We start from the raw sequence: 22,263 nt of genomic DNA on the forward strand, positions 1-22,263 counted from the left end.
CGCGAAAGGCCGCGTGGCTACGCGGCTACGCGTCGATGCGGTCGCGGTCCAGGCCCTCGCCGGCGAGGATGAACTCCTTGCGCGGCGCCACGTCGTTGCCCATGAGCAGCTCGAAGACCTTCGCCGCACCCTCGGCATCCGAGACGTTCACCCGGCGCAGGGTCCGGTGCGTCCGGTCCATCGTCGTCTCGGCCAGCTGGTCCGCGTCCATCTCGCCGAGGCCCTTGTACCGCTGGATCGGCTCCAGGTACTTCTTGCCCGACTTCTCGAGCTTCTTGAGCACCCGCTGCAGCTCCTGCTCGGAGTACGTGTACAGCGTGTCGTTCGGCTTGCCGCGGTTGACCACGACGACCCGGTGCAGCGGCGGCACAGCGGCGAACACCCGGCCCTGCTCAATCATCGGCCGCATGTACCGGAAGAACAGCGTGAGCAGCAGCGTGCGGATGTGGGCGCCGTCGACGTCTGCGTCGGACATGATGATGATCTTGCCGTAGCGGGCCTGGTCGATGTCGAACGTGCGGCCGGACCCCGCGCCGATGACCTGGATGATCGAAGCGCACTCGACGTTCGAGAGCATGTCCGACACGGACGCCTTCTGCACGTTGAGGATCTTCCCGCGGATCGGCAGCAGCGCCTGGTACTCGCTGTTGCGAGCGAGCTTTGCGGTGCCCAGGGCCGAGTCGCCCTCGACGATGAAGAGCTCCGTGCCCTCGGTCTCCTGCGACCGGCAGTCGGCGAGCTTCGTCGGCAGCGAGGAGTTCTCGAGCGCGTTCTTGCGTCGCTGGGTCTCCTTGTGGGCACGGGCCGAGATCCGTGTCTTCATCTCTGACACGACCTTCTCGAGCAGGGCGGCGGACTGCGCCTTCTCGGTGCGCTGCGTCGAGGTGAGGATCTCGGTGATCCGCTTCGAAACGACCTGGTCGACGATCTTCCGGACCGCCGGCGTGCCGAGGATCTCCTTCGTCTGTCCCTCGAACTGCGGCTCCGGCAGGCGGACGGTGAGCACGGCGGTCATGCCGGCGAGCACGTCGTCCTTGTCGAGCTTGTCCTGCCCGACCTTGAGCTTGCGGGCGTTCGCCTCGACCTGGGCTCGGACGGCCTTCACGACGCCGGACTCGAATCCGGCCTGGTGGGTCCCACCCTTCGGCGTGGCGATGATGTTCACGAAGCTGCGGAACACGGTCTCGTAGCCGCTGCCCCAGCGGAGCGCCAGGTCGACCTCGCACTCGCGCTCGACCGAGGTGGACACCATGTGCCCCTTGTCGTCGAGCATGGGGACGGTCTCGGTGAAGGTCCCCGTGCCCTGGACTCGCCAGACGTCGGTGAGGGGACTGTCCACGGCGAGGTGCTCGACGAACTCGGCGATGCCACCCTCGTACCGGAAACGCTCCACGACCGGGCCCGCGGCCACGGTGGTGCCGGTCGCCTCGGCCCGGGTCGCCGCGGCCTCGATCGAGGCAGCACGCTCATCGGTGATGGTGAGACCGAGGCCGGGCACGAGGAACGCCGTCTGGCGCGCGCGGGTGACCAGGTCGTCGGTGCTGAACCGGGCGTCGGCGGTGAAGATCTGCCGGTCCGCCCAGTAGCGGATGCGCGAGCCGGTCACGCCCTTCTTCACCTTGCCGATCACACTGAGCTCACTGCCCGAGGTGAAGGGTGCGAACGGCGCGTCCGGGCCGATGCCCTGCGCGTCGTCGAAGATGCCGGGCTCGCCGCGGTGGAACGACATCGCGTAGGTCTTGCCGCCGCGGTCGACCTCGACGTCGAGGCGCTCGGACAGCGCGTTCACGACCGAGGCGCCCACGCCGTGCAGCCCGCCGGAGGCCGCGTACGACCCCGAACCGAACTTCCCGCCGGCGTGCAGCTTGGTGAACACGACCTCGACCCCCGTCAGGCCGGTCTTCGGTTCGACGTCGACGGGGATGCCACGAGCGGTGTCGCGGACCTCGACCGAACCGTCGGCGTGCAGCACCACGCCGATCTCGTCCCCGTGCCCCGCCAGGGCTTCATCGACCGAGTTGTCGATGATCTCCCACAGGCAGTGCATCAGCCCGCGGGAGTCGGTCGACCCGATGTACATGCCGGGACGCTTCCGGACCGCCTCGAGCCCTTCGAGGACGGAGAGATGGCGTGCGGAGTAGTCGGAGCTCACCGTCGGAGTTTACCGAGCGGCACCGACAGCACCGCGTGGACACTCGCACTGGGGCCAAGCGATCCGCGCTGAGCGAAACAGGCCCGGACAATGCGTCGCTCTCAGGCATCACGTGTTGAAATGGTGCAACCACCCGGCACAACCTGCGATCCGTGAGGAGCACAGCAATGACCCAGACCGTGCAGGACCCCTCCATCGACGAAGTCAGCAACCACCAGCTGACCGCCGCTGACCGTTGCGACAGCTGCGGGGCGCAGGCCTACATCCGAGCCACCATGGCCAGCGGCGAACTCTACTTCTGCGCCCACCACGGCGCCGAGTTCAAGGACAAGCTCGCAGCGACCGCCATCGAGTGGCACGACGAGAGCAGCCGACTCTACGAGTCGAAGTAGACCCCACCACCAGCAGACGGGAGGCGCGGTGCCATTTGGCACCGCGCCTCCCGTCTTTGCGTGGTCACGTCCGACGTCCGCAGCGCGCGGGCGTCACGCGATGCGCTTGAACGCCTTGTCGACGTAGCGATCGACCGTGGCGCGCGCCTCGCGGGCGTAGCGGTCGATGGTGGCCGTGCGATCGGGGTCCGGCGCGTACTCGCGGCCGAGCCGTGCCGTCGCGGCGGCCAGGACACCGTCGGTGAGCTGCGGGTTGAGCGGCAGGATCGGGCCTTGCGTGTGGGTCCCGAACGAGGTGCCCACGATGGCCCCCTCCACCGGCGAGCCGGCCTGGTTGCCGCCACCGGAGACGACGTCCGCGAAGGGCGTGACCTCCGGCGGCAGTTCGATGCGGGTCGCGTGGTCCTCGAAACCTGCGAGACGGGTCGGAGCGCCGGCCAGCAGCGGGTACCGGGTCTCGAGCACGAAGTAGTTCACCCGGCGCTCAGCACCACGGACGGCACGGGCGTCGAACACTCCGAAGCCCGCCAGCGGAGCACCGTCCGTGGGCACCACCTCGTTCGTGGCGAGGTCGAAGCCGCCACCGACCGCGACGACCGGCACGCCGTCCGCCGCGAACGCGCGGATCGGTGCGCCGAGGCGCGTGACGTCGTCGGCGAGCGACCGCATCGCGCTGAGCGGTCCGTTGCCGATGACGACGATGTCGGCAGTCGTCGGCAGCTCGCCGCCGGGCGCGTACTCGAGCACCTCGGTGTCGATGTCCGCGGCGGCCGCACGGCGCACCAGAGCGGCGACGTTGCCACGGTCACCCGAGACGCCCATCTGGCGGGGGTAGACGTGCAGGATGGTCAGCCGATCGGCCGTCATGCGGTCTTCTCCATGTCCGGGTGGCCCAGGGCCTTGCGGGCGATCATCATGATCTCGTAGTTGACGATGAAGTTCTTCGTCCCGCGGTTCGTCGAGCCGAGCTGCTCCATGTGCTTGATCGCTGCATCGACGTCGGGCTCGACCCGGCCGATGCGGACGCCGGCGTGCTCGAGCGCGATCGCGATCTGCCAGGCCTTGTCGCCGGAGACGACGTCGACGTGGTCGAGCTTCGAGAAGTCGATGTCGTAGATCCACGAGATGTCCGGCGTGCCCTCGTCGATCGCCATGAGGACCTGCTCGGGCTGGTCGGGCAGGGCATCGAGGTTGAGCTGCAGACTCGCGGCGTTCTTGAACATCGTGAACTCGGCGGACTCGCCCGCGATCGGCAGCCGCTCGCCACGCCCGTAGGCGGGCTTCATGGTGCCGAAGGCCTTCGTGACGGCCTCGGGGCGGAACTGGGCGCCGAGGGCGGCAGACGCCGTGGCCGTGGCCGCAGCGGCGTCGACCGCGTAGTGCAGCCCGCGGGCCGGCAGCCGCACGGGGATCTCGGCGTCGTCGAACCGGATCGTCGCGCCGTCGCCGGTGTGGGCGACGACCTCGGAGTCGGCAGCGGTCTGGGCACGATCGCCGGCGCCGAACGAGTCGGCGTTCTGCAGCCCGTTCGGTGCGGCGGCGATGACCTCGTCACTCGCGCCGAAGCGGAGCACGCGCTGCCCGGGGGTACCGGCGTAGGCGTCGAGGAACTGGTCGTCGTGGTTCGTGATGACGTTCGCCGTCGACAGCGCCGCGGTGTCGAGCATCATCGTCGCCACGCGCTCGGTCTCGAAGAACCGGTAGAGCTGGTCGACCTGCACGTTGAGCATCGTCACCGTGGACGGCGACAGGATGCCGGCGAGCTCGACCGCGAAGGCCTCGTCCACCTCGAGGATGCCGATGTCCGCCTTGAGGCGACCCGTCAGCGAGACCTCGGACAGCAGGGCGGACGCGATGCCCTGCGGCAGGTTCGCACCGGACGGGTTCGTGAACACCCGCAGGCCGTGCGCACGGACGATGTCGGAGATCATGTGCGTCGTCGTCGACTTGCCGTTCGATCCGAGCACGAAGACGACGCCGTTCGGGAACTGCTTCGTCACGTGCTGCAGGAAGTCCGGCACGAGCTTGAGCACGATGAACCCGGGGTAGGCGGACCCGCCGCCCCGCGCACGGGCGAGGGCGCGCAGGACCCGCCCGATGAGGATCGGGATGAAGAAGCGCATCGGCCTACTCGAGGTAGTCGCGCAGCGACTGCGACCGCGACGGGTGGCGGAGCTTCGCCATCGTCTTGGACTCGATCTGACGGATGCGCTCACGCGTCACGCCGAACGTGTCACCGATCTGGTCGAGGGTCTTCGGCTGGCCGTCACCCAGGCCGAACCGCATGCGGATCACGCCCGCCTCGCGCTCGGACAGGGAGTCGAGCAGGCTCTCGAGCTGCTTCTGCAGCATCGTGAAGCCCACCGCGTCGGCCGGCACGACCGCCTCGGTGTCCTCGATGAGGTCACCGAACTCCGAGTCGCCGTCCTCGCCCAGGGGCGTGTGCAGCGAGATCGGCTCGCGGCCGTACTTCTGCACCTCGACGACCTTCTCCGGGGTCATGTCGAGCTCGCGGGCGAGCTCCTCCGGAGTGGGCTCGCGACCGAGGTCCTGCAGCATCTGGCGCTGGACGCGGGCGAGCTTGTTGATGACCTCGACCATGTGCACCGGGATGCGGATGGTGCGGGCCTGGTCTGCCATGGCGCGGGTGATCGCCTGGCGGATCCACCACGTCGCGTAGGTCGAGAACTTGAAGCCCTTGGTGTAGTCGAACTTCTCGACCGCACGGATCAGGCCCAGGTTGCCCTCCTGGATGAGGTCCAGGAACTGCATGCCACGGCCGGTGTAGCGCTTGGCGAGCGACACCACGAGGCGGAGGTTCGCGCCGAGCAGGTGCGACTTCGCACGCTGACCGTCGCGAGCGACCCACCGCAGCTCGCGCTCGGCGGGCTTGGTCAGCCCGGTCGAGTGCTGCAGCTTGTCCTCGGCGAACAGGCCGGCCTCGATGCGCATGGCGAGCTCGACCTCCTGCTCGGCGTTCAGCAGGGCGACCTTGCCGATCTGCTTGAGGTAGTCCTTCACCGGGTCGGCGGTCGCACCCGTGATGGTCGTGGAGTAGACCGGCGCCTCGTCGTCGTCGGTCTGCGAGATGACGAGCGCACCGGCGGCGACCGCTGCTGCGGCGTCCGGCTTGACCGTCTTGTCGTCGGTGTCGTCAGCGTCGTCGGCCGGCTCCTCGACGGGCTCGTCGGAGGCGATGGCCTCGTCGACGGCGTCGGTCTTCTTCGCCTTCGGGGCAGCCTTCTTCGCGGGTGCCTTCTTGGCGGGGGCCTTGGTGGCGCGCTTCTTCGGCGCCGTGGTCCCTTCGGCGTCGGTGGCGTCGTCCGCCACCGCGCCCTCGGGCTCGGTGTCCTTCGTGGGATCGATCGTCGTGCTCCGGGCAGCCATGCGATCACCTCTCTCGTCGTGCCACGTTCGTGGGGTCGTGGCCTCCCTCGCCGCCCCAGGCCCCGCGCCGCAGTCCCCCGCGTCGTACGAGTCCTACCGTTCCGGGCAGCACTAGGACCCATGTCAAGTCCCCCGAGTTCACCGGCGCACCGAAGTGCTCCGACAGACAGGGGGTCCCGAACGGGTCCGTGATCATTATTGCACGTGCCGCTTCCGCAGGCGTGCAACGAGTGCAACCCAGAGCGGCCCGACGCGTATTCCCTCCTCCGCGTGCAGGGCGCGACGGGTCCGGCGGCGGGCGTGCAGCAGCATCCCGACCCCGAACCCGATCACGACGTACTGCACGGTGAGGGCGATCCGGAAGTTCTCCCAGGCGAAGACCGTGGTGCGGCTGGCCTGCGACGCCACGTCGAGCACCAGCCCGATGAGGTACATCATCACGAAGGCCGCCAGGAACCCACCGACGTTCACGACGCCGTTCGCCGAGCCGAGCGACCCCACCGGGTTGAACGTGCGCGCGAAGTCGAACCCGATGAGGGATCCGGGTCCGCCGATGCCCATCGCCACGACGAGCAGCACGAGGAGCCAGGTCGGCGGGTGGCCGGGCCAGAGCAGGATCGCGGTCCAGATGACCGCGAGCAGGACCACCACCCCGAGCACCAGGTTCGACCGGCGCATCGGGAACCGGGCGCACAGCAGTCCGAGCACCGGACCGGCGACGAACCCGACGGCGACGATCACCGTGAGGAACCCCGCGGCCTCGCCCGGTGAGTACCCGAGCCCGCGGAGCATCGGCACGCCCCACAGCAGGGAGAACACCGTCCCCGAGGACTGCGTGACGTAGTGCGACCAGAACCCGAGCTGCGTGCCGGGTCGTCGGAGCGCGTGGCCGAAGGTGCTGAACGCGGCACCCCACGAGTGCGGCAGCGGGATCGTGTCGGTGCGCACCGGGACGGGACCGTTCCGCACGAAGACCACGGCGAGGACGAGACCCACCGCGCTGGCAGCGGCCGCGACCCCGAACGCCGGCGTCCACCCGACGGTGTGCAGGAGCACCGCGAAGGGGAACGCGGACAGGATCTGGCCGATCTGCCCGAGGTTGCCGGTCCACTGCGAGATCTGCGGCAGGATCCGCCCGCTGAACCACATCGGCACCAGACGGATCACCGAGATGAAGGTCATCGCGTCGCCGGCACCGACGAGCACGCGCCCCGCGATCGCCGGTCCGATCGAGGGCGAGACCGCGACGACGGCCTGACCGACGACCAGCAGCACGGCGCCGAGCAGCACGAGCTTGCGCGGCCCGACCCGGTCGAGGGCGATCCCCACCGGGATCTGGAGTCCGGCGTAGACGGCGATCTGCACCACCGCGAGGGTGGAGAGCACGGCCGCGGAGACCGCGAACCGGTCCTGCGCGTCGACTCCGGACACGCCGAGGGACGACCGCTGCACCACGGCGAGGACGTAGGCCAGCACCGCGACCGCCCAGATCACGAAGGCACGACGGGAGTTCACCACGACAGGCTACCGATGGGCTCCCGGATCGACACGCGACGTGCGCCCCTGACGCACGCGCCGGCCTGGTCGCGACCCGGTGGCGGACAGGAGGCGCAGTGCGGCGCCGCCACGAGCCTCCTGTCCGTCCGTCCGGAGCGTCCAGATCACGCGACGGCTAGTCGGTGGCGTCGCCCTGGGTGCGGCGGTCGGCCAGGAAGCGCTCGAGCTCGGCCGCGATCGCATCGGCGGTCGGGACCTCGCCGTCGACGCCCGTGAGCGGCGACCCGACGGGGTTGCCCTCCATGTACGTGTCGTGGCGCTCCTCGAGCACGGACACCAGGCGCTGCAGTTCGCCGTTGCCCGCCACCTGCTCGTCGACGCGGGTCAGGAACTCGCGACCCGATTCGCGCAGGGGGTCGGTCGGGAAGATCAGGCCCGTGGCGGCGGCGATTCCGGACAGCGCGGCAACCGCGGCGTCCGGGTACTCGGTGTCCGACAGGTAGTGGGGCACGAGCAGCACGAGCCCCGTGACCTGCTTCCCCGTCTCGGCCAGGCGGTGCTCGACGAGGTGCAGGACGTTCGCCGGAGCCTGGGTCTCGGGCTTCCACACGCTCATCTGCTCGATGAGGTCGGCCCGCGTGCCGGACACGGTGAGGCTGATCGGACGGGTGTGCGGGACGGGCATCGGGATGGCCTGCAGCCACGTCGTGTCGGCGACCTGCAGCTCGGCGGCGAGCTCGGTGACGGCGCGCACGAAGCGGTTCCACTGGAAGTCGGGCTCGTAGCCGGAGAGGAACAGGAACGGCTGCCCGATCTCGTCACGGACGAGGTGCAGTGCGAGGCGCGGCGGGTCGACGGCCGTGATGTGGTCGTGCTCGAAGGTGATGACGGGCCGACGCGCACGCCAGTCGAGCAGGGCGTCGGGGTCGAACTCGGCGAGGAGCTCGGTGTCGAGGTCCTCGAGGATCGACGCCGTCACCTGCGCGACGGCCGACCCGGCGTCGGCGAAACCGGTGAGACCGGCGACCAGGTGCAACCCTGCCGGGACGGTCGGGGCGTCCGCGTCGAACGTGTAGAGCTCCTCAGGGTGGTTCACCGTGCCCATGCTAGGCGGGGGGTCGGACGTCCCCGGTGCGCGGCGACGACGCCGACAGCGAACAGGGCGTCGGTAGGGTTGGAGGATGGTCCGACCGACGCTCTCCACCACCAGTTCCTCCCCCGAGACCACCACCACCGACGTCCTCGTCGTCGGGGTCCGCCCGGGCTCGTCCGACGACGCGGGCGGTGAGACGGCCGGTGCCGCGGCTCCCGCCGCTTCGCTCGCCCCGAGCGCGCTCGGGGCCGTCCAGGCCCTCGCTGACCTCGACCTCGCCGCGATCGGCGTCACCGGGGCGAAGGACCAGCTCGTCCGCCTCCCCGGCACCGGCGTCGGCGCGAAGTCCGTCGCGCTGATCGGGCTCGGGTCCGGCACCGGCGTCGCCGCGATCCGTGCGGCCGCGGGCAGTGCCGTCCGCCAGCTGCCCCAGGTCGACTCGATCACGCTGGCCCTGCCCACCGACTCGGCCGAGCTGGTCGACGCAGCGCTCGAGGGTGCTGCCCTCGGCGCCTACGCCTTCACCCGCCACAAGGGCACCGGCACCAAGGCTCCTGCCCGGGGCGACCAGCGCATCGAGGTCGTCGCCCCGGCCGACGTCGCCGCCGACGCCGCCGTGCGTCCGGCGATCGTCGCCGACGCCGCGTCGCTCGTGCGAGACCTCGTGAACACCGCGGCTGGTGACCTCGGGCCGCAGGACGTCGCCGACGTCGCGACCGGGTTCGCCTCGGACCTGCCGCTCACCGTCGAGGTCCTCGACGAGCAGGCGCTCGAGGAGCAGGGCTTCGGCGGCATCCTCGGTGTGGGCCGCGGCTCGGCCCGTCCACCGCGTCTGGTCGTCGTCCGGTACGCACCGGAGTCGGCGACGAAGCACCTCGCCCTGGTCGGCAAGGGCATCACCTTCGACTCGGGCGGCCTCTCCCTCAAGCCCGCCGCGTCGATGCTCGGCATGAAGACCGACATGACCGGCGCCGCGACCGTCCTCGCCGCGACCGTCGCCGCCGCCCGCCTCGGTCTCGACGTCCGGGTCACCGCGTGGCTCGCGCTCGCCGAGAACATGCCTTCCGGAACGGCGACCCGCCCGGGCGACGTCCTGACGCTGAAGAACGGCACCACGGTCGAGGTCACGAACACCGACGCCGAGGGTCGCCTGGTGCTCGGTGACGGGATGGCCGCAGCATCGCTCGAGCAGCCCGACGCCCTGGTCGACGTCGCCACGCTGACCGGTGCCCAGGTCGTCGCGCTCGGCGACCGCACCACCGGCCTGATGGGGAGCGACGACCTCGTCGCCAGGGTCCGCGCAGTCGCCGAGGGCGTCGCCGAGCCCATCTGGCCGATGCCGCTGCCCGAGGAGCTCGACGCCCGACTCGCCAGCGAGGTCGCCGACATCGTGAACGCGACGGTGGGCAACCCGGCGGGCGGCATGCTGCTCGCGGGCAAGTTCCTCGAGCGCTTCGTGGGCGAGGGTGTCCCCTGGGCGCACCTCGACATCGCGGGTCCGTCGGAGAACAAGGGCGGCGGGTACGGCTGGTTGGGCAAGGGTGCCACGGGCGTGATGGTCCGCACGCTCATCGCTCTCGCAGAAGACCTCCAGTCCGAGTAGTAGGTTTGGTATCGGTGGGAACAGCGCATCGCCGCGCTTCCCACCGGTACTGCACGGGACGGGACCGGAACCATGCGGTCCGACCGTCGGACGCCGCCACCGCGGTGTCCAGTGGGCCCGATCGGCCCGACACGCACGAGGGAGTTGCACCAGGTGACGGAACAGACTTACGACGTCGTGGTCCTCGGTGGCGGGAGCGGTGGGTACGCCGCAGCGCTCCGGGCCGCCGAACTCGGCATGAGCGTCGCGCTCATCGAGGGCGACAAGCTCGGGGGGACGTGCCTGCACCGCGGCTGCATCCCGACGAAGGCACTGCTGCACGCCGCGGAGATCGCCGACGGCGCGCGTGACGCGGGGAAGTACGGCGTCATCGCGGAGTTCACCGGTGTCGACGTGCCGAAGGTCATCGACTACCAGCAGGGCGTCATCAACTCCAAGTACAAGGGCCTGCAGGGCCTGATCAAGGCCCGCGGCATCACCGTCGTCGAGGGCTGGGGGCGGCTGACCTCGCAGAACACCGTCCAGGTCGGCGACCGGACCGTGACCGGCAAGAACATCGTGCTCGCGACCGGCTCCTACTCGAAGTCCCTGCCCGGGCTCGAGATCGGTGGCCGCGTGATCACCTCCGAGACCGCGCTCCGCATGGACTACGTCCCGAACAAGGTCGTCATCCTCGGCGGTGGCGTCATCGGCGTCGAGTTCGCCAGCGTCTGGAAGTCCTTCGGCGCCGAGGTCACGATCGTCGAGGGCCTCCCGCACCTCGTCCCCGCCGAGGACGAGTCGATGTCGAAGCAGCTCGAGCGCGCGTTCCGCAAGCGCGGCATCGAGTTCTCGCTCGGCGTCCGGTTCCAGGGCGTCGAGCAGCACGAGAACGGCGTCGTCGTCACCCTCGAGGACGGCAAGACCTTCGACGGCGACGTCCTGCTCGTCGCGGTCGGTCGTGGCCCCGTCACGCAGAACGTCGGGTACGACGAGGTCGGCGTCGCGATGGACCGCGGGTTCGTCACCACGAACGAGCGCCTCGCGACGAACCTGCCGAACGTCTACGCCGTCGGCGACATCGTGCCCGGCCTGCAGCTCGCGCACCGCGGCTTCCAGCAGGGCATCTTCGTGGCCGAGGAGATCGCCGGCCTGAACCCGGTGGTCATCGAGGACAAGAACATCCCGAAGATCACCTACTCCGACCCCGAGGTCGCGTCGGTCGGACTCTCGCAGGCCAAGGCCGAGGAGCAGTACGGCGCCGACAAGGTGGACTCGTACGAGTACAACCTCGCCGGCAACGGCAAGAGCCACATCATCGGGACCTCCGGCTCCGTCAAGGTCGTGCGCGTCGTGGACGGTCCCGTCGTCGGCGTGAGCATGATCGGTGCCCGCGTCGGTGAGCTCATCGGCGAAGCCCAGCTCGCCGTGAACTGGGAGGCCTACCCGGAGGACGTCGCTCCGCTGGTCCACGGCCACCCGACCCAGAACGAAGCCCTCGGCGAGGCGTTCATGCACCTCGCGGGCAAGCCGCTCCACGCGCTGTGATCGCCACGGGTCCGCGCACTGTGACAATGACATCACCAACCACTGCAATCCCCCGCGAAGAGGAGTCCACCCGATGAGCGAATCCGTCAGCCTCCCGGCGCTCGGCGAGAGCGTCACCGAGGGCACGGTGACCCGATGGCTGAAGAACGTCGGTGACCGGGTCGAGGTCGACGAGCCGCTGCTCGAGGTCTCGACCGACAAGGTCGACACCGAGATCCCGTCGCCGGTCGCCGGCGTCGTCGAGGAGATCCTCGTCCAGGAGGACGAGACCGTCGAGGTCGGCACTGCCCTCGTGAAGATCGGTGACGGCACGTCCGACTCCGGTTCGGGCTCGTCCGTCGACGCCAACGCTGACGACGCCAACGCGGCCGCCGCCGAGGCCGAGAAGCCCGAGACCGCTCCGAGCACCGAGCAGGAAACCGAGACCCCGGCGCCGGAGCCCACCGAGCCCGAGCCGGCTCCGGCCGGCCAGACGCAGCCGGCCGCCCCGCAGGCACCGTCCGCGCCGCCCGCCGCCGCTCCGGTCCCCGCCGCCGCTCCGGTCCCGCCGCCCGCAGCCGCTCCCCCGGCAGCCGTGCCGGCCCAGGCCGCTCCGGCTGCCGAGCCGGCTCCGTCAGCCGCCCCCGGCACCACGGCAGCCGCTGCAGTACCCAACCCGACGCAGGACGGCGCTGTCTCCGGTTACGTCACCCCGCTCGTGCGCAAGCTCGCCAACGAGCAGGGCGTCGACCTGTCCACCGTCACCGGTTCGGGTGTCGGAGGACGCATCCGCAAGGAGGACGTCCTCGCCGCCGCCGCGAAGGCCCCCGCCGCCACCGGTGCAGCAGCACCCACCGCGACGTCCGGCCCGTTCGTCGCCGAGGTCTCGCCGCTGCGCGGCACCCGCGAGAAGATGACGCGCCTGCGCAAGGTCGTCGCGGAGCGTGCCGTGCAGTCGATGACCTCGACCGCGCAGCTCACGAGCGTCGTCGAGGTCGACGTCACGAAGGTGGCGCAGTTCCGCGACGCCCACAAGGCGGAGTTCGTCGAGAAGACCGGCTCGAAGCTCTCCTTCATGCCGTTCTTCGCGCTCGCGGCGTCCGAGGCGCTCAAGGCCCACCCGAAGATCAACTCGACCGTCGAGGGTGACGAGATCGTCTACCCGGAGACCGAGAACGTCTCCATCGCGGTGGACACCGAGCGCGGCCTGCTGACCCCGGTCATCAAGGACGCGGCGTCGCTCGACCTCGCGCAGTTCTCGAAGTCCATCGCGGACCTCGCCGAGCGCACCCGGAACAACCAGCTCAAGCCCGACGAGCTGGCCGGCGGGACGTTCACGCTGACCAACACCGGTTCGCGTGGCGCGCTCTTCGACACCCCCGTGGTGTTCCTGCCCCAGTCGGCGATCCTCGGGACCGGCATCGTGACGAAGCGCCCGGCAGTCGTGAAGGTCGACGGCCAGGAGGCCATCGCGATCCGCTCGTTCGTCTACCTCGCGCTGTCGTACGACCACCGGATCATCGACGGTGCGGACGCGTCGCGCTACCTCGTCGCGGTGAAGAACCGCCTGGAAGAGGGCAACTTCGCTCCGAACCTCGGGTACTGAGCCCAGCAGCACGGCCGACGGCCCCGGTTCCCCTCGTGGGAGCCGGGGCCGTTCCCGTTCCGCCGCACACTCGGTCCGTCACTCGCCGCGCGCCCGGTCCGTCACCCGCTGCCGACCGCGGTCAGGGCGGCGACGACCGCCCCGACCGCGACGACGACGCCGACCAGGACGCGGCGGAGCGGCAGGCGTCGCCCCGGACCGAGCGGGATCCCGCGCTCGACCACGTCACGGAATCGCTCGACCAGCGCGACGGGAGCGTCCGGCGGCGACGGTGCGGCGAAGACGAGGTCGCTCGGGACCGGACTCCACCGGAACGGCCGGGGCGCAGCGCTGCCACGGACCACGTCGAGCGCTGCCCGGACGGCGGTGCGGTCCCCCTCGAGCGCATCCTGCACCGCCGTGAGGACCCTGTGCCTGACCGGATCACCGGGGTCGACACGGTCCCACACCGTGCGGGCCGCGAGCACGAGGGTCATGGCGGCGTCGAGGTCCGACGCCGACGCCGTGCTGCCGTCCGCCCCCGTCGGGTGGTCGCACACGACAACTGCTCCGGCGTCGTCCACGATGACGTCGTCGATGCCCGCCGTGCCGAGGCGGACCGCTCCGTCGTGTGCGGCGACCAGGAGTTCGAGGAGCGGCACGGTCAGGGTCACCGCGACGCCCGTGGTCGGCGTGCCGAGCCGGTCGAGCGCAGCGGCCAGCGGTGTCCCGGTCGGGCGCTCGAGATCGACCACCAGTCGGCCGCTCGTCGTCCGACCGACGTCGGCGACGGGCACGAGGTGCCGCTCGCCGGCCGCGCTGCGGTCGGCAGCCCAGCCGAGCAGGGCGGACTCGTCATCGGTCGCGATCCAGCGGTCGGGGTGATCGGTGTGGACGGGAGTCGTCGGCATGGCCACCAGCGTGGCGGAGGTGGGCGGGCCTCCCGTGCCGTCCTGCGCCACCTGTGGACAGGGCGTGTTCGCGCACAGCCGGACACGGGGCGGTCTCCCCAGGTGCGAGGAGGCCGTATCCTGTTCGCATGGCACGCAGCTCTTCCACGGACAAGAAGGCGAAGGAGCCGGGGCGTCTCAAGCAGATGTTCCAGGTCTTCCAGATGACCCGCAAGGCCGAGCCGTCGTCGGTCTGGTGGTTCGCCTTGGCCTTCGTCGGCCCGGTCGTCCTCGGTGTCCTGCTCGCGCTGCTCCTGCCGGGGCAGAACTGGCTCGCGATCATCCTGTGGATCGTCGCCGGCGTCCTGCTCGGAGTACTGCTGTTCCTGATCGTGCTGGGTCGTTTGGCCGAGCGTGCCGCGTACTCGCAGATCGAGGGCCAGCCCGGTGCCGTCGGTGCCGTGCTGTCGAACTCGCTCCGCCGTCAGTGGCGTTCGAGTGAGATGCCCGTCGCCGTGCACGGCCGCTCGCAGGCCGCTGTCTACCGCGCCGTCGGTCGTCCCGGGGTCGTGCTCATCACGGAGGGGCAGCGCGGCAACCTCAACCGTCAGGTCGACGAGGAGCGCCGCAAGGTCCAGCGCATCGTCCCGAACGTCGCCGTGCACGTGCTGCACGTGGGTGACGGCACCGGGGACAGCCTGACGCTGCACAAGCTCCCCCGCGCGATGAACAAGCTGAAGAAGTCGCTCAACCGCAACGAGGTCCTGGCCGTCGCCAACCGTCTCGACTCGCTGACGCAGAGCCCTGCGGCCGCGATCCCGAAGGGCATGGACCCGATGCGGGCCCGCGCCGGACGGCCGCGCTGACCGAAGCCCGCCGTACACCAGGACGCCCCCGACCAGATCTGGTCGGGGGCGTCCTCGTGCGTGCGAGCCGGCCAGCCGACCCTGCACCGTGCGACGTCGCTCGAAGCCGGTCGTGAATGGTGCGCGGTTCCGTACTCGGTGCGAGAAGCGCAGGCGCGCACCGAGTACAGAACCTCGCACCAGACGGATGACCTCGCACCGTGCGAGCCTCCAGGCCGCTCCGCCGCGCCGCCGACGTGGCGACCAGCAACACCTCAGCGCCGGACGAGCACCGTCCCCGCGATGCGGTCGTGCGCACCGCGACTGTCCCGGTCGATGATGAGCGCCGGCACCACGAGGCACAGCAGCACCGTCCGGACGATCGGACGCCACACCCCGACGTACCCTCCACGCATCGGCACGACCCGCAGGCCGACGCAGACGTGCCCGAAGGACCCGGACAGCAGGCAGATGAACACGACCTGCAGCGCGGCGAAGATGGCGAGCTGGATCCAGGTGTGCGCGATGTCACCCGAGCCGCTCACCGGCGACCACACGCCCGTCACGTAGGCGACCAGGTCGGCCAACGCCCCGTCGATGAGCAGGGCGACGATGCGGCGTCCGATCCGCCCCACACTGCGGGGCCCGGTCTCCGGCAGGCCGAGGTCCTTGCCCGGCCACCCGTCCGGGTGATCGGACGGCGCGGACGGACTGGGAGTGTTGCGGGCCATGCTCCCCAGGGTAGGCGACCGGCCGGGCGTAACACGCCCGAAACAAACCAGTCATGTCCGGGAAACCCCGTGTCAATAGCCTCGTCGGAGGGTTCCTTCACCGGTGCCTCCGACATCACCCAACCCATTGGAGATCGGCCCCATGTTCAGCGATTCCTCCGAGGTCCTGGCCTTCATCAAGGACACCGACGTCAAGTTCCTCGACATCCGCTTCACGGACCTGCCGGGTGTGCAGCAGCACTTCAACATCCCCGCTTCCACCGTCGACGAGGACTTCTTCTCGGTCGGGCAGCTGTTCGACGGCTCCTCGATCCGTGGGTTCGCGTCGATCCACGAGTCCGACATGCAGCTGATCCCCGATGTGACGACGGCGTACGTCGACCAGTTCCGCGCCGAGCGCACGCTCATCATGATCTTCGACATCTACAATCCGCGGAACGGCGAGATCTACGGCCGCGACCCGCGCCAGGTGGCGAAGAAGGCCGAGAAGTACCTCGCGTCGACGGGCATCGCGGACACGGCGTTCTTCGCCCCCGAGGCCGAGTTCTACATCTTCGACGACGTCCGCTACTCCGTCACCCAGAACCAGTCGTTCTACGCGGTCGACTCCGAAGAGGGCGCCTGGAACACCGGCCGTGACGAAGAGGGCGGCAACCTCGCCAACAAGACCCCGTACAAGGGCGGCTACTTCCCCGTGTCGCCGGTCGACAAGACCGCCGACCTGCGCGACGACATCACCCTCAAGCTGATCGACGCGGGCTTCGAGCTCGAGCGCTCGCACCACGAGGTGGGCACCGGCGGCCAGCAGGAGATCAACTACAAGTTCGACACGATGGTCCATGCCGCGGACGACATCCTGAAGTTCAAGTACATCGTCAAGAACACGGCCGATCAGTGGGGCAAGGTCGCCACGTTCATGCCGAAGCCGCTCTTCGGCGACAACGGTTCGGGCATGCACACTCACCAGTCGCTCTGGTCGGACGGAAAGCCGCTGTTCTACGACGAGAACGGCTACGGCGGCCTCTCGGACCTCGCCCGCTGGTACATCGGCGGCATCCTGAAGCACGCCTCCGCGCTGCTCGCCTTCACCAACCCGTCGATCAACTCGTACCACCGTCTGGTCAAGGGGTTCGAGGCCCCGGTCAACCTGGTCTACTCGGCCGGCAACCGCTCGGCGGCGATCCGCATCCCGATCACGGGCACGAACCCGAAGGCCAAGCGCATCGAGTTCCGCGCGCCTGACGCCTCCGGCAACCCGTACCTCGCCTTCGCTGCACAGCTGATGGCAGGCCTCGACGGCATCCAGAACCGCATCGAGCCGCACGAGCCGGTCGACAAGGACCTCTACGAGCTCCCCCCGGAGGAGGCCAAGGGCATCCCGCAGGTCCCCGGCTCCCTCGACGAGGCGCTCGACGCGCTCGAGGCGGACCACGAGTTCCTCACGAAGGGCAACGTCTTCACCGAGGACCTCATCCAGACCTGGATCGACTACAAGCGTGAGAACGAGATCCTCCCGCTGGCGCAGCGCCCGCACCCGTTCGAGTACGAGCTGTACTTCGGCGTCTGAGTCCCGCTGACCCCGAAGGGCCCCGCACCGTCAGGTGCGGGGCCCTTCGCCGTGCCGGCCACGTTTCCGGGTGGGCGGCACCTTACGGGCTGCGCCGCCCGTGAGGTGTCGCCCGGCGCGTGCCGACGCGGCCACCGTGAGCGCGGGGTGCGGAGGCGACCGCCTGGAGGCCCGGCGCCCGTCCGGCGGGCGGGCGCCGGCCCTCCAGGCGGTCGCGACGCACGTTCCTTCCCATCGCACGTGGACTGGAAACCGGAATCGGGCGTACCTGGTCAGAACTCCCGACCAGGTACGCCCGAATCGACCAGGCAGGCCCGAGACGACCACGGACCCCGTCTCGCGGACGGTGACTAGCGGCTCGTGGCCAACGCGTCGTTCGTCCCCGCCGCGACGCTCATCGGCGCACCCGCGACCGGTGTGGGCCGTCCCAGGGAACGGACGGCCCACCCCGCTTTCACCCAGTTCTGGACCGGCAGGCAGTTGCGCGCATCGATGACGACGCGGCGGCCGACGAGGTCTCCGAGAGCGGCCGGGTCGGCGGTGATGATGTCGTCCCACTCGGTGAGCACGAGGACCACGTCCGCACCCTCGATCGCATCGTTCATCGAGGCGGCGTAGCTCAGCGTCGGGAACGAGCGCTTCGCTGGCTCCATGGCCTCGGGGTCCCAGAGCGTGACCTGGGCACCGCGGAGGTGCAGCGCAGCGGCGACGTTGAGCGCCGGGGAGTCCCGCACGTCGTCGGTGAGCGGCTTGAACGCGGCGCCGATGACGGCCACGCGACGGTTCAGCACCGATCCCCCGGCCGACTCGATCGCCATGTCGATGACCCGCTGGCGCTGGCCCATGTTGATCTCGTCGACCTGCTGCATGAGGCCGACGACCTGACCGGCGCCGATCTCGTTCGCGCGGTACATGAGCGCCCGGATGTCCTTCGGCAGGCAACCCCCGCCGAAGCCGAGGCCGGCGTTCAGGAACTTCCGGCCGATTCGGGCGTCGTGACCCAGGGCATCGGCGAGCGTCGTCACGTCGGCCCCGGTGATGGCGCACATCTCGGAGATCGCGTTGATGAACGAGATCTTCGTGGCGAGGAACGCGTTGGCGCTGACCTTGACGAGCTCGGCGGTGGCCAGGTCGGTCGTGATGACCGGCGTGCCCTCGCTGATCGGTGCCGCGTAGACCTCGCGGATCACGCCGTCGGCGGCCTCGGACGCACCGCCCCAGACCAGGCGGTCCGGGTGCAGGGTGTCCTCCACGGCCTTGCCCTCACGCAGGAACTCCGGGTTCCAGATGAGTTCGGCGTCGATCCCCGACGGCGTGAACTCGCGGACGATGCCGCGGAGCCGTGCCGCCGTGCCGACCGGCACCGTCGACTTGCCGACGATGAGCCCCGGGTGGGTGAGGTTCTCGGCGACACCGCGGGTGGCGCTCTCGACGTAGGCCAGGTTCGCGGCGTGCGACCCGGCCTTCTGGGGGGTGCCGACGCAGACGAAGTGGACGTCCGCTGCGGCCACCGCGGCGGCGATGTCCGCCGTGAAGCGGAGCTTGCCGCTGGCCACGTGCTTCGTGATGAGCTCGGGCAGCCCGGGCTCGAAGAACGGGACCTCACCGGCGGAGAGGGCGGCGAGCTTCGACGGGTCGATGTCGACGCCGATGGTCTCGAAGCCCATCTCGGCCATGGCAGCCGCGTGGGTGGCACCGAGGTAGCCGGTGCCGATGACGCTGATGACGGGTGCGGGGCGGGTGTCGGCCGATGCGGTCGACTTCTCGGACTCGCTCATTGCGTGACCTCCTGCAGGTCGTAGTCGATGTCGTTGCGCTTGATGCCCTGGGCGAATGCCTGCAGGGAGTCGGCGCGGGAGTTGAGTCGCCAGTCGTTCGTGGTGCGCTTGCCGTCGACGATGGTCGTCGCGGTCTCGCTGAAGTACGCGAACCCGATGACGTCGGCGTTGGCGGGGTCCGCCAGCGCATCGAACAGCGAGTTGATCCACTGCGTCTTCTGGGGGTCCGAGACGCTGGTCCCGGTCTCGGTCGCCCCGATCTCGTTGAGCATGATGCCCTTGCCCGGCGCGATCTGCCGGAGCTGCGCGAGTGTCGCTCCGAAGGTGGTCGCGAACGTCGGCTGCTCGGTGGCGTCGCGGTAGTAGCCGCTCATGCCGACCCAGTCGACGTAGTCCGCGCCCGGGTAGTACTGCCGCATGTAGTCCAGCGTCTGGTACTTCGGGTTCCCGAGCTTGTCGATGCGGCTCGGGGACCAGTCCCAGATGACGTAGTCGTTCGCGCCGTTCGCCTGGAAGACGTCGTGCACGTGCTGCCACATCGTCACGTAGGACCCTGCGGCATTCTGCTGGGCATCCCCCTCGGCCCAGTTGTACCAGGAGCCGTTCATCTCGTGGTCGAGACGGATGACCATCGGCTGCCCGTTGGCCGCGAGCGCCTTGGCGTATGCGGTCAGGTAGGCATCGAACGCACCACCGGAGATGTCCTCGTTGGTGTACCCGGGGACGTACTTCTGGTCGTTCCCGGTCTGCGCCGGGACCGTCTCCCACGTCATGAGCGGGACGCGCCCGTTGGCCCACGACCGCTGCACGGCGGTGGCGTTGAAGTCCTGGTCGAAGCCCTGGAAGAAACCGGTCATGTTCGACGCGGTCCCGACCTGCCGGGAGACCTCGTCGTACTCCGCCCAGTTGAAGGGCGACTGCTCGGTGTACAGGCCGTACCAGCGCGACTGCTGCGCGAGGACCTCGGCCTTCGTCGGCGTCACGACCGGGGTGGCACCGGGGTCGGTCGAGGGGCCGGGGTTCGGCTTCGTCGCACCGCCGTTGCCGGAGCCCGACCCGTTGCCGGAACCGGATCCGCTGCCAGACCCGTTGTCCGACGAACCAGACCCGGTCCCGTTGCCGGAACCCGCGCCGGCCCCGCCGGAACCCGAGCCACCGTTGCCGGAACCCGCGGCGTTCACGGTGGACGAGCCTCCCGAGCCCTTCGCGGCACCGAGCTGGGACTGGAGCGACGCGATCTGCGCCTTGAGCTCCGTGATCTGGTCACCACGCGACCCGGCCTGGGCCGTGCGGGAGTCGAGCTTGCCCTCGAGCGCCCAGATGCGCTCCTGGGCGGCGTCGAGCTGCGTCTGCAGCTCGGCAGCAGAGACCTTCTTGGCCTTCGGGGGATCGACGCCGAGCGCGTGGTGCACGGCGGTGGAGACGGGGCCGGCCGGCGAGATCCAGACCGACCAGGTGATGAGTGCCAGGGCGAGCACGATGGCGGTCGTGCCGACGGCCGTCCAGCGGGCGTGCTTGCTCGACTGCGCCCACCAGGTACCCGAGGAACGGATGAAGTCAGACAATGAGGAACGCCTCCAGGGCGAAGATCGCGATGCCGATGCAGTACGGGATCGCTGCGTACGGGTTGTACCGGCGGGCTCGGGCCGCGGCCGGCGCGGCTGCTCGCTGGGCCTCCTGCTGCGCGACCGCGGCTGCGGCCTCGCGGCGGGTGGCGAGCACGGTGGTGGTGGAGTTGGTCGCCGCGTCGGCGCCGAAGAGCTCGTCGAACGCACGGTCCACGGCCACCTGGTCGACGGCCTCGAGCGGGGCGACAGAACCCGACCCGGACGACCCCGCCGCGCGGGCCCGTTCCGCGTCGATCGGGCTCACCGGGACCTGCGCAGTGGACGCGATCGGCTGGGCGGCATCCGCGGGGTCCTCCTGCATCGGGCCACCGGCGTAGGCGCCGGCACGGGTCCCCCAGCCGGACGCGTGCGCCAGGCGGAAGAAGCCGATGAGGCGGATCGGCATGAGGAAGAACGTCGACACGATGATGAACATCGGCAGGCGGAAGAAGTCGCTCGGCTTCTCGGCCAGGTGTCGCATCTGCCGGATCGCCATGCTCAGCACGCTCGAGATCACCATCAGGGCGGCGACGTACACGAAGCCCGTGGAGAAGCCGTACTGGGACAGGATGCCCTGGTACAGGTTCTCGCCCTGACCGGTGAAGGCGCGGTAGATCCAGCCCGCGATCACGCCGAAGAGCATGAACGGCAGGATGATGTCAGTGATGAAGAAGGCCGCCAGGATCGGGGCGTGTCCGAGCATCCACGGGAGCATCCGCAGGGTGTTGTACTGCGAACCGCGTGCCCAGCGGAGCTGCTGCTTGAAGAGCTTCTTCACCTGGAGCGGGGCGTCCGTGTAGACCAGCGAGGTGTACTGGTAGACCGTGCGGTACCCCTCCTTGAGCGTGAGGTTCGTCAGCGTGCGGTCGTCGGAGACCTCGAGGAACACGCCCATGAACTTCTCGTGCATGAACCGGTCCATCACTCGCACGAGGATGTTCCGGCGGAACGCGATGGTGCGCCCGGGCAGGCAGCCGATCTGCCCGAGGACGCTCTGCGCCGGCATCGAGTAGAGCGCCCGCGAGTTCTCGAGCCAGTCGGCCCAGCGGGTGATCCAGCTGCGCTCCGGTTCGAGGATGCGCTGCCGGGTGGTGACACCACCGACGGACTCGTCGGCGAACGGCCGGAGCAGCTCCTCGAGTGCGCCGGGCGTCCAGACCGTGTCCGAGTCGACGAGCACCGTGATGTCGCCGTTCGACATCTCGGTGCCGACCTTGACGGCGTTGCGCTTGCCCGGGATGGGCGTGTGGGTCCAGCGGACGAGCGGGGCGAACTCGTCGCAGACCGCTTCGAGCGCCTCGTTGCGGGCTCCGTTGATGACGACGATGATCTCGCCGGGTCGCTGCTCGACCATGCGCCCGATGACGTCGCGGAACAGGTCGAGCGGTTCGTCCACGACGGGGACGACGACGCTGGTGGTACCGACGAAGGTGCCGGTGAAGGGGCGGTAGCGGGCGGAGATGACGACCTTGAGCAACCAGAGCAACCAGATCACCGCGGAGTACACGGCGAACAGGTAGAACTCGGGATGCCCTTCGACCATCTGCCTGATCTGCAGAATGAAGGTGAACACTGATCCCTGCTTCAACGTTCGAGGTGGAGATTCCGCTTCATCGAGAAATCGGGGCCG

The 22,263-nt window shown here is 69.8% G+C and carries 17 protein-coding genes; 6 read left to right on the forward strand and 11 right to left on the reverse strand.

What is annotated here, in order from left to right; translation table 11 throughout:
- Positions 1–25: 25 nt before the first annotated feature.
- Positions 26–2,152 carry a DNA gyrase/topoisomerase IV subunit B gene (locus tag ITJ56_RS07830; RefSeq protein WP_194629374.1) on the reverse strand — a complete coding sequence of 709 codons (2,127 nt, stop codon included), beginning with the start codon at positions 2,150–2,152 and terminating at the stop codon, positions 26–28.
- Between the two features lie 167 nt (positions 2,153–2,319).
- Between ITJ56_RS07830 and ITJ56_RS07835 the strand changes: the two genes are divergently transcribed.
- Positions 2,320–2,544, forward strand: coding sequence for a hypothetical protein (locus ITJ56_RS07835; RefSeq protein WP_111235923.1), 225 nt, complete (start codon positions 2,320–2,322; stop codon positions 2,542–2,544).
- Positions 2,545–2,637: 93 nt separating this feature from the next.
- On the opposite strand, the gene ITJ56_RS07840 is transcribed toward ITJ56_RS07835, so the two are convergent.
- The 5 genes from ITJ56_RS07840 to ITJ56_RS07860 form a co-directional block, all read right to left on the reverse strand.
- Positions 2,638–3,411, reverse strand: coding sequence for a type 1 glutamine amidotransferase (locus ITJ56_RS07840; RefSeq protein ID WP_194629376.1), 774 nt, complete (start codon positions 3,409–3,411; stop codon positions 2,638–2,640).
- A complete protein-coding gene (locus tag ITJ56_RS07845) occupies positions 3,408–4,667 on the reverse strand; it encodes a MurT ligase domain-containing protein (protein WP_194629378.1) in 1,260 nt (419 codons plus the stop codon). Before ITJ56_RS07845 ends, ITJ56_RS07840 begins: the two co-directional genes overlap by 4 nt.
- A gap of 4 nt (positions 4,668–4,671) precedes the next feature.
- Positions 4,672–5,931, reverse strand: a complete 1,260-nt coding sequence (locus ITJ56_RS07850) for an RNA polymerase sigma factor (RefSeq protein ID WP_194629380.1) — start codon at positions 5,929–5,931, stop codon at positions 4,672–4,674.
- Between the two features lie 195 nt (positions 5,932–6,126).
- Entirely contained in the window at positions 6,127–7,446 is a 1,320-nt protein-coding gene (locus ITJ56_RS07855; protein WP_194629382.1) for an MFS transporter, read from the reverse strand.
- A gap of 157 nt (positions 7,447–7,603) precedes the next feature.
- Entirely contained in the window at positions 7,604–8,533 is a 930-nt protein-coding gene (locus ITJ56_RS07860) for a proteasome assembly chaperone family protein (RefSeq protein WP_194629384.1), read from the reverse strand.
- 76 nt (positions 8,534–8,609) lie between these two features.
- On the opposite strand from ITJ56_RS07860, the gene ITJ56_RS07865 reads away from it, so the two are divergent.
- The 3 genes from ITJ56_RS07865 to sucB all read left to right on the forward strand — a co-directional run bounded on the left by ITJ56_RS07865 (position 8,610) and on the right by sucB (position 13,236).
- A complete protein-coding gene (locus ITJ56_RS07865) occupies positions 8,610–10,124 on the forward strand; it encodes a leucyl aminopeptidase (protein WP_194629386.1) in 1,515 nt (504 codons plus the stop codon).
- A 153-nt stretch (positions 10,125–10,277) separates the two neighbouring features.
- The gene (gene lpdA, locus ITJ56_RS07870) at positions 10,278–11,651 is read left to right on the forward strand and encodes a dihydrolipoyl dehydrogenase (RefSeq protein ID WP_194629388.1); all 1,374 of its coding nucleotides are present in this window, start codon (positions 10,278–10,280) and stop codon (positions 11,649–11,651) included.
- 73 nt (positions 11,652–11,724) lie between these two features.
- Positions 11,725–13,236, forward strand: a complete 1,512-nt coding sequence (gene sucB, locus ITJ56_RS07875) for a 2-oxoglutarate dehydrogenase, E2 component, dihydrolipoamide succinyltransferase (protein ID WP_194629389.1) — start codon at positions 11,725–11,727, stop codon at positions 13,234–13,236.
- Between the two features lie 101 nt (positions 13,237–13,337).
- Here sucB and ITJ56_RS07880 read toward each other — a convergent pair whose 3' ends face one another.
- Positions 13,338–14,126, reverse strand: a complete 789-nt coding sequence (locus ITJ56_RS07880) for a hypothetical protein (protein ID WP_194629390.1) — start codon at positions 14,124–14,126, stop codon at positions 13,338–13,340.
- Between the two features lie 128 nt (positions 14,127–14,254).
- Here ITJ56_RS07880 and ITJ56_RS07885 point away from each other — a divergent pair, with 128 nt between their 5' ends.
- The gene (locus tag ITJ56_RS07885; RefSeq protein WP_194629392.1) at positions 14,255–14,971 is read left to right on the forward strand and encodes a DUF4191 domain-containing protein; all 717 of its coding nucleotides are present in this window, start codon (positions 14,255–14,257) and stop codon (positions 14,969–14,971) included.
- Between the two features lie 254 nt (positions 14,972–15,225).
- Here ITJ56_RS07885 and ITJ56_RS07890 read toward each other — a convergent pair whose 3' ends face one another.
- Entirely contained in the window at positions 15,226–15,681 is a 456-nt protein-coding gene (locus ITJ56_RS07890; protein ID WP_194629394.1) for an RDD family protein, read from the reverse strand.
- A gap of 142 nt (positions 15,682–15,823) precedes the next feature.
- On the opposite strand from ITJ56_RS07890, the gene glnA reads away from it, so the two are divergent.
- Entirely contained in the window at positions 15,824–17,248 is a 1,425-nt protein-coding gene (glnA, locus tag ITJ56_RS07895; protein ID WP_194629396.1) for a type I glutamate--ammonia ligase, read from the forward strand.
- A 350-nt stretch (positions 17,249–17,598) separates the two neighbouring features.
- On the opposite strand, the gene ITJ56_RS07900 is transcribed toward glnA, so the two are convergent.
- Genes ITJ56_RS07900 through ITJ56_RS07910 form a run of 3 tightly spaced genes read right to left on the reverse strand, consistent with a single transcriptional unit; the run spans position 17,599 to position 22,206 of the window.
- Positions 17,599–19,026: a UDP-glucose dehydrogenase family protein gene (locus ITJ56_RS07900; protein WP_194629398.1), complete on the reverse strand. Its 1,428-nt coding sequence runs from the start codon at positions 19,024–19,026 to the stop codon at positions 17,599–17,601.
- Positions 19,023–20,591, reverse strand: a complete 1,569-nt coding sequence (locus ITJ56_RS07905; RefSeq protein WP_194629400.1) for a glycoside hydrolase family 26 protein — start codon at positions 20,589–20,591, stop codon at positions 19,023–19,025. The genes ITJ56_RS07900 and ITJ56_RS07905 overlap by 4 nt, the downstream gene beginning before the upstream one ends.
- Positions 20,584–22,206 carry a glycosyltransferase family 2 protein gene (locus tag ITJ56_RS07910; RefSeq protein WP_194629402.1) on the reverse strand — a complete coding sequence of 541 codons (1,623 nt, stop codon included), beginning with the start codon at positions 22,204–22,206 and terminating at the stop codon, positions 20,584–20,586. Before ITJ56_RS07910 ends, ITJ56_RS07905 begins: the two co-directional genes overlap by 8 nt.
- Between the last annotated feature and the right edge of the window lie 57 nt (positions 22,207–22,263).

The sequence above is a fragment of the Curtobacterium sp. VKM Ac-1376 genome, from assembly GCF_015351025.1.
In the GTDB taxonomy this organism is placed as follows: Bacteria; Actinomycetota; Actinomycetes; order Actinomycetales; family Microbacteriaceae; genus Curtobacterium.